12 protein-coding genes are annotated in these 10,944 nt (G+C 62.7%); 4 read left to right on the forward strand and 8 right to left on the reverse strand.

The annotated features are described in order from the left end of the window. Positions 1-244: 244 nt before the first annotated feature. From ACODTO_RS29020 to ACODTO_RS29035, 4 genes are all read right to left on the reverse strand, one after another. On the reverse strand, positions 245-625 hold the full coding sequence (locus ACODTO_RS29020) for a RidA family protein (protein WP_139648477.1): 381 nt from the start codon (positions 623-625) through the stop codon (positions 245-247). A 68-nt stretch (positions 626-693) separates the two neighbouring features. Further along, a complete protein-coding gene (locus tag ACODTO_RS29025) occupies positions 694-1,560 on the reverse strand; it encodes an NmrA family NAD(P)-binding protein (protein ID WP_489107447.1) in 867 nt (288 codons plus the stop codon). 25 nt (positions 1,561-1,585) lie between these two features. Then, on the reverse strand, positions 1,586-2,263 hold the full coding sequence (locus tag ACODTO_RS29030; protein WP_489107448.1) for an SOS response-associated peptidase family protein: 678 nt from the start codon (positions 2,261-2,263) through the stop codon (positions 1,586-1,588). A 202-nt stretch (positions 2,264-2,465) separates the two neighbouring features. Then, positions 2,466-3,368: a LysR family transcriptional regulator gene (locus tag ACODTO_RS29035; RefSeq protein WP_489107449.1), complete on the reverse strand. Its 903-nt coding sequence runs from the start codon at positions 3,366-3,368 to the stop codon at positions 2,466-2,468. A 101-nt stretch (positions 3,369-3,469) separates the two neighbouring features. Here ACODTO_RS29035 and ACODTO_RS29040 point away from each other — a divergent pair, with 101 nt between their 5' ends. Continuing rightward, the gene (locus tag ACODTO_RS29040) at positions 3,470-4,333 is read left to right on the forward strand and encodes an aldo/keto reductase family oxidoreductase (protein ID WP_175385860.1); all 864 of its coding nucleotides are present in this window, start codon (positions 3,470-3,472) and stop codon (positions 4,331-4,333) included. 64 nt (positions 4,334-4,397) lie between these two features. Here ACODTO_RS29040 and kefC read toward each other — a convergent pair whose 3' ends face one another. The 4 genes from kefC to ACODTO_RS29060 all read right to left on the reverse strand — a co-directional run bounded on the left by kefC (position 4,398) and on the right by ACODTO_RS29060 (position 8,902). After that, the gene (kefC, locus tag ACODTO_RS29045) at positions 4,398-6,224 is read right to left on the reverse strand and encodes a glutathione-regulated potassium-efflux system protein KefC (protein WP_489107450.1); all 1,827 of its coding nucleotides are present in this window, start codon (positions 6,222-6,224) and stop codon (positions 4,398-4,400) included. Position 6,225: 1 nt separating this feature from the next. Next, a complete protein-coding gene (gene kefF, locus ACODTO_RS29050; RefSeq protein ID WP_139648489.1) occupies positions 6,226-6,747 on the reverse strand; it encodes a glutathione-regulated potassium-efflux system oxidoreductase KefF in 522 nt (173 codons plus the stop codon). Between the two features lie 98 nt (positions 6,748-6,845). After that, complete coding sequence (locus tag ACODTO_RS29055) at positions 6,846-8,195, reverse strand: sensor histidine kinase (RefSeq protein WP_175385857.1); 1,350 nt, start codon at positions 8,193-8,195, stop codon at positions 6,846-6,848. Beyond that, positions 8,192-8,902 carry a response regulator gene (locus tag ACODTO_RS29060; RefSeq protein ID WP_047700760.1) on the reverse strand — a complete coding sequence of 237 codons (711 nt, stop codon included), beginning with the start codon at positions 8,900-8,902 and terminating at the stop codon, positions 8,192-8,194. The genes ACODTO_RS29055 and ACODTO_RS29060 overlap by 4 nt, the downstream gene beginning before the upstream one ends. A gap of 329 nt (positions 8,903-9,231) precedes the next feature. Here ACODTO_RS29060 and ACODTO_RS29065 point away from each other — a divergent pair, with 329 nt between their 5' ends. The 3 genes from ACODTO_RS29065 (at position 9,232) to ACODTO_RS29075 (ending at position 10,871) form a co-directional block, all read left to right on the forward strand. Continuing rightward, entirely contained in the window at positions 9,232-10,008 is a 777-nt protein-coding gene (locus tag ACODTO_RS29065; protein WP_489107451.1) for an MlaA family lipoprotein, read from the forward strand. Further along, on the forward strand, positions 10,001-10,237 hold the full coding sequence (locus ACODTO_RS29070) for a hypothetical protein (RefSeq protein ID WP_175362121.1): 237 nt from the start codon (positions 10,001-10,003) through the stop codon (positions 10,235-10,237). Before ACODTO_RS29065 ends, ACODTO_RS29070 begins: the two co-directional genes overlap by 8 nt. A 154-nt stretch (positions 10,238-10,391) precedes the next feature. Then, entirely contained in the window at positions 10,392-10,871 is a 480-nt protein-coding gene (locus ACODTO_RS29075) for a VOC family protein (protein WP_139648498.1), read from the forward strand. Positions 10,872-10,944: the final 73 nt, after the last annotated feature.

Raw genomic sequence — 10,944 nt, forward strand, 5'->3', positions numbered from 1 at the left:
GGCTTGCCCGCGAAGGCGATGGCAGATTCAACAGCGGCGTGACAGACACTCCGCTATCGCGAGCAGGCTCGCTCCCACTGGGGGATTTATGGTCAACAGGATTTGCGGGGCGCCGCAGAAAAACTGTGGGATCTGCGGGATACGTTGGCTCTGTGACCGCCGGGAAAACTCATGTGGGAGCGAGCCTGCTCGCGATGGCGTCGGCACAATCGACCCCACTGCAAGCAAGCGTGCGAGGAGCGTTTCAGCCTTTGGCCGCCATCGCCGTGACTTCCACCCGCATACCCTCGACCCCCAGTGCCGCCACGCCGATCGCAGCGCGGACCGGCCAGGGTTTGGCGAAGAAGCGTTTGTACACTTCGTTGAAGGCTGCGCGTTCGGTCATGTCGGTGAGGTAGATGGTCAGGTGCAAGACCCGATCCAGGGAACTGCCGGCACGTTCCAGCGCGGTCTTGAGCGCCTGCAACGTGCACTCGCTCTGCAGGGTGATGTCGCCCAGCTCCAAACTGCCGTCGGCGCGGGTCGGGATCTGGGTAGTGACCAGCAGGCCGCCGAAGCCGGCGACGTCGGAGGAGATGGAGTCCGCATCCGGGTCGGGAGTGAACGTGATGTCTGGGTTAGCCATGCGGTGCCTCATGCAGGAAAGGAAAAAGACGCAGTCTACCGTCCATTGGTTCGCCGTTCCCGGTTTCCTTATCTATCCTCGTTTCGCACCAGCGCCCGGATGTAGGCTTCGAACGTGGTGGTGCCGCGCAGCCCATCCTCGACAATCTCGAAGCCGCTGTCGACGCTGACCTCGGTCATCCGAGTATAGGATTGCGCGGCGGCAGGGCTGAAACCGAGCTCCAGGAAGGCCTGTTCCCAACGGTCCCTCGGTATCACCTGCACCTCGACCGGCCGACCGAGTGCCTCGGAAAAAGCCTGCGCAACATCGTTGGGTGAATACAGGCGAGGCCCTTGCACATAACGAACGCCAACATCGGTCACCGGCGACAACAGCCTCGCCGCTGCTATTTCGCCCATGTCCTGGGGAGCGACCATGGGCAGGGCCAGGTCTGCGGGAAGCAGGGTTGGCAGCTTGCCTGTAGCGCGGACGGTGTCGAGCACGCCGTCCCAGTTGCTCATGTAATAAACGGCGCGATTGATCGCTGCCGGGATCGATTGATTGCGCAAGCCTTCTTCCAGCTCCCACAAGACGCTGAGGTCGCCGAGACGCTCGCCGGGTTGGGCACCGGCGGTGGACTGGGCGACGATCTTCTCCAGGCCCGAGCCGTCCAGCGCGGCGAGAATGTTGGCCACGGTATGCCTCTCCACCGCATCGGTATCAGTACTCGGAGCAGCCGGCGGATTGAGGATCAAAGCCCGGTGCCCGAGTCGCAAGGCGGCCCGCAGCGATTCCACACTCTGCGCATCCGCCTCGACGATCCGAGCGCCTTTGGCGCGCCACTCCTCCCCATGGGCGGCGTTGCGGGTCAGGACAATCACCGGCGCTGCCTGGGTCAGCAATGCCTGGACGGTGGCCGAGCCTACATGCCCGGTACCTCCCATGATCACGTACATGATTTACCTCCCTCCGGGGCCAGGGTCAAAGGTTGGCCTGGACCTGGGCTGTCATCGCCGGTTCAAGGTGCGCTTCCACGCTGTTCAGGCGCTCGGCCCATTGTTGTGCCTGCTCCCAACCGAACTCAGGTCCCAGCCAATCGAGTGCTTCGTCTGTGCTCAAGGCCAGTACGCGTTGCTGTTGGCTGGCAATATCGCCATAAGTCACCAGGGCCAGGCCGTCGCAGCCAAAGGAGGTCTCGCTGGCCTGGGCCAGGGCCGCCAGGAAAATCGGCGCCGGCTGCCGTGAGGTCGTATAGCTGAAGGGTTGCGCCTGGGCTGAGTCGCAGGGCGCTTGTGAGTCGTACCAGCCTTCCACGGGCACCAGCACGCGGCCTTCGCCCTTGATAGGTTCGAAGACCTTGGAGCGCATCACCAGATGCAGCGGCAGATGCGTCAGCGGAGGCATCGTTCCCACCGACCAGATGGGTGACCAGCCCCAACGAACCTTGATGGATTCCAAGTGCCCGCCACGGCGGCGAATGGCGCTGACCTGCATGTTCGGCTTGATCAGGTTGTGCCGCTCCTGTGGCCTGGCGGGTACCATTCTGTACAAGTCCAGGTGCGTCACGCTGGAATCGAAACGTCCTCCCGGGGTGTCTCGCTGGGCGAAATACGCCAGGGCGTCCTTTGAGGAAACGTGCTGAACAAAACCCTCACACATGGCGAAAACTCCCGGAATCGAAACGCAACGGACCGTCGCGCTAGCCGTTCGAGTCTCGACTGCTCAAGCGCGTGATCACTGATTTCAGTGGTGTCATGTAGGTCCGAGCCGTGCGCAGGGGCTTGGTTCGAAAATCTTCGGAACGGGGAGACGAGCGGCTGTAGCCGTCTGTGCGGAGCAGGATGAGCAGTACAACGGAGGGTCAGTGCCCTCCGTTCTCATTGATGAAGTCCACGAAAGCCCGCAATGGCGAGGGCAGGTAACGGCGGCCGGGGTAGTAGAGGTATGGCCCGCTGAAACCCTGCCACCAGGGCTCTAGCACCGGCACCAGCGCACCGCTGTCCAGGTAGGGTTTGAGCCAATCCTCGAACAGATAGATCACCCCCAAGCCATCCAGCGCAGCTTTTATGGCCAGGTCCACCGCGCCTGCCACGCGGAAAACCAAGGGGCCGCCCGGGTCCACGCTGACGGTTTCGCCGTCACGTTCGTAGTCCCAGAGCGGCATGGCCCCACTGGGGAACTTGCCCCGCAGGCAGGCGTGCTGGAGCAGGTCCCGGGGATGAGCAGGGCGTCCCCTGGCCTGGAGATAGGCCGGTGAGGCGGCCGTTGCGAAACGCTGCACGCGTGGACCGATGGGAATGGCGATCATGTCCTGTTCGAGGCGATCGTCGTAGCGAATACCGGCATCGCAACCGGCCGCGAGCATGTCGACGAAGCTTTCTTCGGTGATGATCTCCAGGCGAATATCGGGGTAACTTTTCAGAAACGGAGTGATGATCGACGGCAACACCAGCGTCGCTGCACTGACCGGCACATTCAGCCTGAGGGTGCCCGAAGGACGATCACGGAACTCGTTGACCACGTCCAGCGCGGACTCGACTTCACCCAGGGCCGGCACGATGCGCTCCATCAGTCGGGCACCGGCTTCGGTCGGCACCACGCTGCGGGTGGTGCGGTTGAGCAGGCGCACGCCAAGCCGAGTTTCCATCCGTCGTACCGCATCGCTGAGGCTGGAGGCGGACTTACCGCTCAGCCGAGCGCCTTCCCGAAACCCTTTTGCATTGACCACGGCCACGAAGGACAGCAGGTCCTGGATATCCGTCATAGTGTTCTCTGTACCGTACAACCTGTGCAGATTGCACCTGATTATCAGTGGAGTGGTCAACGCCTATAGTCGGCTCACGCATTTAATTCGAGGTATTCGCGATGAGCAGGGTAGACAAGGCAGGTAGTTTTTTACTGGGCGACCGCAAGATCAATCGCATGGGCTATGGCGCGATGCAACTGGCGGGGCCTCACGTGTTCGGGCCACCGAAAGACCCGGTAGCGGCCCTCGCCGTGCTGCATGAAGCCTTGGCGGCTGGGGTCAACCATATCGACACCGCTGACTTCTACGGGCCCCATGTCACCAACCGTCTGATTCGCGAAGCACTGCACCCTTATGCCAGTGATCTGGTGATCGTCACCAAGGTGGGTGCCGTCCGTGGTGCCGACGCTTCGTGGAATCCCGCCCTGAGCCCCGCCGAGTTGACCCAGGCCGTCCACGACAACTTGCGCAACCTGGGTGTTGACGCATTGGACGTAGTCAACCTGCGGGCCTGGGGCAACATGCAAGCGCCTACGGAGGGCTCCATCGAGGAGTCGTTCTCTACATTGGCTGAGTTGCAGCACCAGGGCCTCATCCGCCACCTGGGGTTGAGCAACGTCACGGCTGCGCAGGTCAAGCAAGCCCAGGGCATCGCCAACGTGGTGTGTGTGCAGAACCACTACAACCTGACCCATCGAGGTGACGAGTCACTCATCGCCGATCTCGGTCGGCAGGGCATCGCCTACGTGCCGTTCTTTCCTCTGGGTGGCTTCACACCGCTGCAATCACAAGCCCTCTCCACCGTCGCGGCGCGCCTGGAGGCGTCACCGCTGTGCGTTGCGCTGGCGTGGCTGCTGCAACGTGCGCCGAATCTGCTGCTGATTCCAGGTACATCGTCGGTGGCGCACCTGCGGGAAAACCTCGCGGCCAGTGAGCTGCGGATTCCGGCGCCGATGCTGGCCGAGTTGGACGCATTGGCCTAAGCCGCCTGGAACCCCGGCGTCTCGCCATCTTCCGATGTCGAGCCCGTCGGCCATTGCAGCGACCTCAGCTACGCGCCTCATCCGTCTCGTTGCGATGATGTTCAGGCCAGCGGTCGACGGGGCGCGCGCGGTCTTCGTTGAACATGTCCGTGAGCAGCGCATTGGCGCGGCGGTAGGCGTCGTGCCGGAACTTGAGGTCATCTTCCGGCTGGGCGACGATTTCTTCCAGCATTTGCAGGTTCAGGCGACGGAACTGATCCGCCCGTTCGCGGGCTTCGTAAGCCCCGACGCCCATCTGCATCAGCGCGCGTCGGCCCAAGGACAGCGCACTTTCGAAGGTTTCCCGTTCGGCCGCCTCTACCCCCATCTGCCGCAGGGTGATCAGGTGTCCCATGTCCCGCGCCCGCACGATCAGCTTCAACGTGGGGAAATGCTCCTGGACCAGCCGGGTCAGCGTCAGGTTGTCCTGCTGATCGTCAATGGCATTGATCAGCACGACGGCCTGGGCCGCGCCGGCAGCGTGCAGCAGGTCAAGGCGCGTGGCGTCGCCGTAGAACACTTTCACGCCGAATTTGCGCAGCGTCTCGATGTTGTCGGGGTCGTGATCCAGAACCACCACCTCGACGCCACAGGACATCAGCAAGCGGCCGGCGATCTGCCCGAAGCGACCGAACCCGGCGATGATGATGCGTGGATTCTGCTGATCGACGAGGTCGGATTCCTCGTGGTTTTTCTTGGTGACGGATTCCAGTCGACCCAGCAGCAGGATCAGTAAGGGTGTCAGGCACATGGACAGGGCCACCGCCAGCGTCAGGCTCTTGCCCCACTGATCGGTCAGGATGCCAGCCAGCGTCGCGGCGCCGAACACCACGAAGGCGAATTCGCTGCCCTGGCCCAGCAACACCGCCTGCCATGAGCGTTGGCCCGCGGGGACATTGAGAAACCGGCTCACGGTCTTGATCACCAGCAGCTTGATCAGGATGAAGCCCAGGGTCAGGGTGGTGACCTTCAACGGTGCGTTGATCAGGGTGCCGAAGTCGATCGACATGCCGACGCCGATGAAGAACAGCCCCAGCAGTAGGCCTTTGAACGGTTCAATGTCGCTTTCCAGGGCATGCCGGTATTCGGAACTGGCCAGCAGCACCCCGGCGAGGAAGGCGCCCATGGCCATCGACAGGCCAGCTTCTTCCAAGAGAAAACCGAAGCCGAACACCAGGAACAGTGCCACGGCGCTGAAGATCTCCCGCAGGCCCGAGCGGGCGGCGAAGCGCAGCAATGGCCGTGTCACATAGCGTCCCAGTAGCACGACGACGCTGATGGCCGCGACGATCTTGACGATCGACAGCGCCAGGGCAGTGCCTGACGGTGTTTCACCGTGGGCCGACAGCAGGGGGATCATGGCGACCAGGGGAATGGCCGCGATGTCCTGGAACAACAGCACGGCAAAGCTGCTGCGGCCAACGGCGGTTGCCGTCAGGTTGCGTTCATTCATCGCCTGCATGGCGATGGCCGTGGAGGAAAGACTCAGGGTCAGGCCGACCAGCAACGCGGCCGTCCAGTTCAGGCCCAGGGCTGCGCAGAACACCGCGATGGCAGCGCCACAAGCCAGCATCTGCAAGGCTCCGCCACCGAACACCATCCGGCGCAACGCCCACAGCCGTTTGGGGTCGAGCTCAAGCCCGATGATGAACAGCATCAGCACGACGCCGATTTCGGCGAATTCCAGAATGGCCTTGACGTCGGTAATGAGCTTCAGGCCCCAGGGGCCGATGACGCACCCGGCCAGCAAGTAGCCCAGCACCGGTCCCAGGCCCAACCTGACGGCAATCGGCACGATCAAGGTTGCCGAGGCCAGGTAGATGAGCATCTCGATCAGGCTATGAGTCTCCATTTCAATCTTCCTTCCAGGAGGCCAGGCGGGCGCGGTAGTGTTCGATCTGTGCTTGTTGGGAATGCGATTCAGCGGCATAGGCGCCATGGACGACGACCGGATCCAGCCAGCGCATGCGGCAATAGACAGCCGTTGCGTGGAGGGGCTGGGCCAGCACGGAGAAGCCCGGATGGGCACCGATCTCGAAATGGTCCGGCTCGCCACCGGTGGTGACGGCCCACAGCAGGCTCTTGTCCTTCAGGGCCGTGGAGCCTTTGCCGTATGCCCAACCATGGGTGAACACTTTGTCGATCCACAATTTCAGCAGGGGCGGCATGCTGTACCAGTACATCGGGTGCTGGAGGACGATCAGGTCCGCCTGCTCGACGACGCGCTGTTCGGCGTCGACGTCGATGTCGAAATCCGGGTAGAGATCATAGAGGGACCGTACGACCACGTCCGGAAGGCTGGAGGCTCGTTCGAGCATCTGCTGGTTGACCCGCGACTGGTCGGGGTAGGGGTGGGCGTAGACAATCAGGATCATCGGGGCGATTCCAGGGCGGGTCCAGGCGGAAAGGCCGGCCATCCTACCGAGGATGGCCCCGGTTGTTTAGGCTTTGTTTGCCAACGGGCCCGCAGTGGTCAGCTCAATGGCAGCGAAATCGTCACTTCCAGCCCGCCATCGCGCCGATTACCGAGGGTCAATGTTCCACCGTGTTCTAGCACGGTCGCCCGCGCCGCCGAGAGGCCGAGCCCGACGCCACCGGTGTTCTTGTTGCGTGAGCCTTCGAGACGAAAGAACGGGGTGAAGACCTGCTCGTGGTACTTGGCCTCGATGCCCGGACCCCGATCCAGAATGCGGATTTCAACGCGGTCGCTCCAGGCCTTGAGCTGAACACCGGGCTCTGCGCCATATTTGATCGCGTTGTCGATCAGGTTCACCAACGCTCGCTTGAGCCCGATAGGCCTACCTACGTAAACGAAGCGGGGGGCGCCCTCGAAGGCAACCTCGCTGCCGGCGTCCTTGAAGTCATCGACGACGGTGTGCAGCAGCTCAGCCAGATCGAAGGCGGTGGCATGTTCGAGCCGTGCATCGTCGCGGAAAAACTCCAGGGCCGAATTGACCATCGTCTGCATCTCGTCCACGTCCCTGAACAATCGGGATTGCTGCTCGGTGTCCTCGATGAACTCCCCGCGCAGCCGCATGCGGGTCAACGGCGCGCGCAGGTCATGGGAGATGGCGGCGAGCATTTGCGTGCGGTCTTCGATGAAGTGCTTGAGCTGGGCCTGCATGGCATTGAAGGCGAGAATGGCCTGGCGGATTTCGTAGGGGCCGATGACCGGAATGGGCGGTGCCTTGTGGTCCATGCCGAAACGCCTGGCGCCTTCGGCGAAGCGCTCCAGCGGCGCGGCCAGATGCCGGGTGGCAACCAGCGCGACGATGAATGCCGACAGCAGGATCAGCGCGATGATGATCAGATTGCGCTCCCACTCCTCCAGGCCCCAGTTGCGCGCGGGCATGGAAAACATCACCCATGAATGGTCGCTCAGCTCGATCAGCGCGGCGTAGCGCCCGCCGGGCTGGTCGGCGGGCCAGTCGCTCGGCTCGTAGCCTTCTATCCGTGCGTCGGACCTGCCCAGTTGCTGGCGCAGCCGTGCCACGCCGTCGCTGTATTCCGGGTCGTCGTCGACCACCGGCACTCGCGCCTCGGCATGGTCTTGCAGCCATTGGGTGGTAAATTCCCGGTCACTGGCGGCCTTGGCAATGGCGGGCCGCTGTTCAAGCGCTACCGAGTCGATGATGCGGGCGATGGCGGAGATCTTTTCAAACAGGCCGGTTTCCATCAGGGGCGGGCGTGCCCAGGCTCCGGCCAGTTGGCTGAACAACGCGTTCAGGGCCAGCAGCGTCAGCATGGCAACCAGGGTGGTCAGGGCGATCCAGCGCGCCAGGGTATCGCGCGGGCGGCGAGTGCCAGGGATCGGCGGTTTCATCGTTTCACCACGTGGGGGCTGAAGTAGTAGCCACTGTTGCGCACGGTGCGGATCATCGACGCGCCGCTGATATCGGTCTCCAGCTTGCGACGCAAGCGGCTGACCTGCACATCGATGCTCCGGTCAAACGCGTCGAAGGTTTCGCCGCGCGCCAGGTCCAGCAACTGCTGGCGACTCAGCACCCGACGCGGGTGTTCGGCGAACACCAGCAACAATTCGAACTCGCCCGCCGAAAGCGGGATCATGACCTTATCCGGTGAGCGCAATTCACGCCGGGTGACGTCCAACTGCCACTTTTCGAACTCCAGGACCGGTCGCGAGGCGTCGTTCGGCGTGCCCCTGGCTTCGGCGGTACGCCTGAGCACGGCCCGCACCCGGGCCAGCAACTCCCGCGCGTCGAAAGGCTTGGTCAGGTAATCGTCAGCACCCATCTCCAGGCCGACGACGCGGTCGCTCAACTCGCCCATGGCGGTGAGCATGATGATGCCGACCCTGTGTTCGGCCCGCAGGCGCTGGCAGAGTACCAGGCCGTTGTCTCCTGGCAGCATGACGTCAAGGATGATCAGGTCCGGCAATTGGCGCTCGACCGCCTGCCACAGGGCGGCACCGTCGGCGGCCACATCGACGCTGTAGCCATGTTGTTCGAGGAATTTGCGCAAGAGGGCGAGGACTTCGAGGTCATCGTCCACCAGTAGTAAATGGCTCACGGTGGGGCACGTCGGGTCATGAATACAGGGAGCGATACTAGGGTCAATCCACGCCCTGCGTCATATATTTCAATCCTGCAATAAAGTTGCCGGCGGGCAATATTCTGGAAATCTCCAGGCAAAAAAACAGCGGCAGGATTGCTCAATGCCCGTCCCGTTGAGCGCAGAACCTGTGGGAGCCGAGCTTGCTCGCGATAGTGGCTGGTCAGTTGATAAAGATGTTGGCTGAACCACCGCTATCGCGAGCAAGCTCGGCTCCCACGGGAACTGTGAATGGCTTCATTCCTCGACTGACTGGCGTCGCCCATTCCTTGCCGAGACAGCCCCGTATGCCGCTCACCGATCCCGCTTCGCTCCGCGTTCGTCACTCCGTGGTCATCATGCTCGCAGCACTCGCCAGCGGCTGCGCCAGCACGCCCGCTGCAAAACCTGGCAGTTGCGAGAGTGTTCCGTACACCGTTTACGATCCCGGGCAGCCCATCAACCGCGGCATCTTCGCCTTCAACCGCACCGTAGACGACTACGCCTTGGCCCCCATCGCCCGTGGTTATCGCCATCTTCCGGATGCCGTGCAGACCGGCGTGCACAACTTCGTGGCCAACTTCGGTGAGCCCAAGGTGTTCATCAACGATCTGCTGCAAGGCAATGCGCAGCGCTCGGTCAACACCCTGGGGCGTTTTGTCATCAACACCACGGCCGGCATCGTCGGCTTGATCGATGTATCGGGCAAACTCGGTATCGAGCGCCACGAGGCTGATTTTGGCCAGACATTCGGCGTCTGGAACATCGCCCCGGGGCCGACGGTGGAACTGCCACTGCTGGGGACGGCCAACCTGAGGGATGCCACCGGCAAGGTAATCAGTTTCGTGGTCGACCCGTTTGGCGGCGACAGCAGCACTGTCGATACCCTGGGCACGATCAATACCGCAGGCGGCATCGTCGATGGCCGCGCACAGGCGCTGCCGCTGACCGACCAACTTCGCACCCAGCCGGATTACTACGTGGCCCTGCGCGACGCCGTGGCGCAGCAGCGCGCCGATGTTGTCGCGCAAGGCAAACTGGGAGCGGTGACCGCCCAATGCGAGGGAGGGCAGGCCGATGACTAACGATGCGTTGGTTCTGCGGCGAAGCGTGAAGGCGCTCGGCCAGGGTGGTCTGCAGTGCCGCGAGGTAGAGCTACGGTTGGCGGAGGATGGCGATCATGTGTTGCTCAGCCGTTACGTCGAACGCTACCGCCATGAACAAGGCGGTGAGTGCGTTATCCAGCAGCATCAGGTATCGATGACGCACCTGATTCGCTGGATGATGGAGCATGGGGAGCGGGTGAGGGTGTAGCCGGGGCGCGGGCGCCGAATCTCTCGGCACGATTGCTCGATAGCCGCGACGAGTCGGAACGTCTTGCAAGTGCAAAAAGCCGCTCATCACCTGATCGATCCTGGAAAAGGTGCGCTGCTAGACTGCATCGACCAATCCCTCTCGGAGAAGCCGGATGAATAACAAGAACAGGATCTGTCTCTGGTACGAAGGTGATGCTGTGGAGGCGGCGCAGTTCTACGCTGCGACGTTTCCGGACAGCGCAGTACACGCCATTCATCACGCGCCTGGCGATTATCCATCGGGCAAGGAAGGCGATGTGTTGACGGTGGAGTTCACGGTGATGGGCATTCCCTGCATCGGGCTGAACGGCGGCCCGGTGTTCAAGCACAACGAGTCCTTCTCGTTCCAGGTGTCCACCGATGACCAGGCTGAAACGGACCGTTTCTGGAATGCGATTGTCGGCAACGGCGGCGAGGAAAGTGTCTGCGGCTGGTGCAAGGACAAGTGGGGCCTGTCATGGCAGATCAGCCCGCGCGTCCTGACCGACGCCGTCGCCGGCCCCGACAAGGCAGCCGCCAAGCGCGCGTTCGAGGCCATGATGCAGATGACCAAGATCGACGTCGCAGCGATTGAAGCTGCGCTGAAAGGCTAGCCCGCCGGTGACTGTCATACCGCTTTCGCGAGCAAGCCCGCTTGTGTCTGAGTAAGGGAATAAACTCTGGGGT

Source organism: Pseudomonas sp. FG13 (assembly GCF_057809755.1).

Excerpts from the sequence above, each read along its gene's own strand:
- ACODTO_RS29020 (WP_139648477.1), bottom strand. The coding sequence starts at position 625 with ATGGCTAACCCAGACATCACGTTCACTCCCGACCCGGATGCGGACTCC.
- ACODTO_RS29025 (WP_489107447.1), bottom strand. The coding sequence starts at position 1,560 with ATGTACGTGATCATGGGAGGTACCGGGCATGTAGGCTCGGCCACCGTC.
- ACODTO_RS29030 (WP_489107448.1), bottom strand. The coding sequence starts at position 2,263 with ATGTGTGAGGGTTTTGTTCAGCACGTTTCCTCAAAGGACGCCCTGGCG.
- ACODTO_RS29035 (WP_489107449.1), bottom strand. The coding sequence starts at position 3,368 with ATGACGGATATCCAGGACCTGCTGTCCTTCGTGGCCGTGGTCAATGCA.
- ACODTO_RS29040 (WP_175385860.1), top strand. The coding sequence starts at position 3,470 with ATGAGCAGGGTAGACAAGGCAGGTAGTTTTTTACTGGGCGACCGCAAG.
- kefC (WP_489107450.1), bottom strand. The coding sequence starts at position 6,224 with ATGGAGACTCATAGCCTGATCGAGATGCTCATCTACCTGGCCTCGGCA.
- kefF (WP_139648489.1), bottom strand. The coding sequence starts at position 6,747 with ATGATCCTGATTGTCTACGCCCACCCCTACCCCGACCAGTCGCGGGTC.
- ACODTO_RS29055 (WP_175385857.1), bottom strand. The coding sequence starts at position 8,195 with ATGAAACCGCCGATCCCTGGCACTCGCCGCCCGCGCGATACCCTGGCG.
- ACODTO_RS29065 (WP_489107451.1), top strand. The coding sequence starts at position 9,232 with ATGCCGCTCACCGATCCCGCTTCGCTCCGCGTTCGTCACTCCGTGGTC.
- ACODTO_RS29070 (WP_175362121.1), top strand. The coding sequence starts at position 10,001 with ATGACTAACGATGCGTTGGTTCTGCGGCGAAGCGTGAAGGCGCTCGGC.
- ACODTO_RS29075 (WP_139648498.1), top strand. The coding sequence starts at position 10,392 with ATGAATAACAAGAACAGGATCTGTCTCTGGTACGAAGGTGATGCTGTG.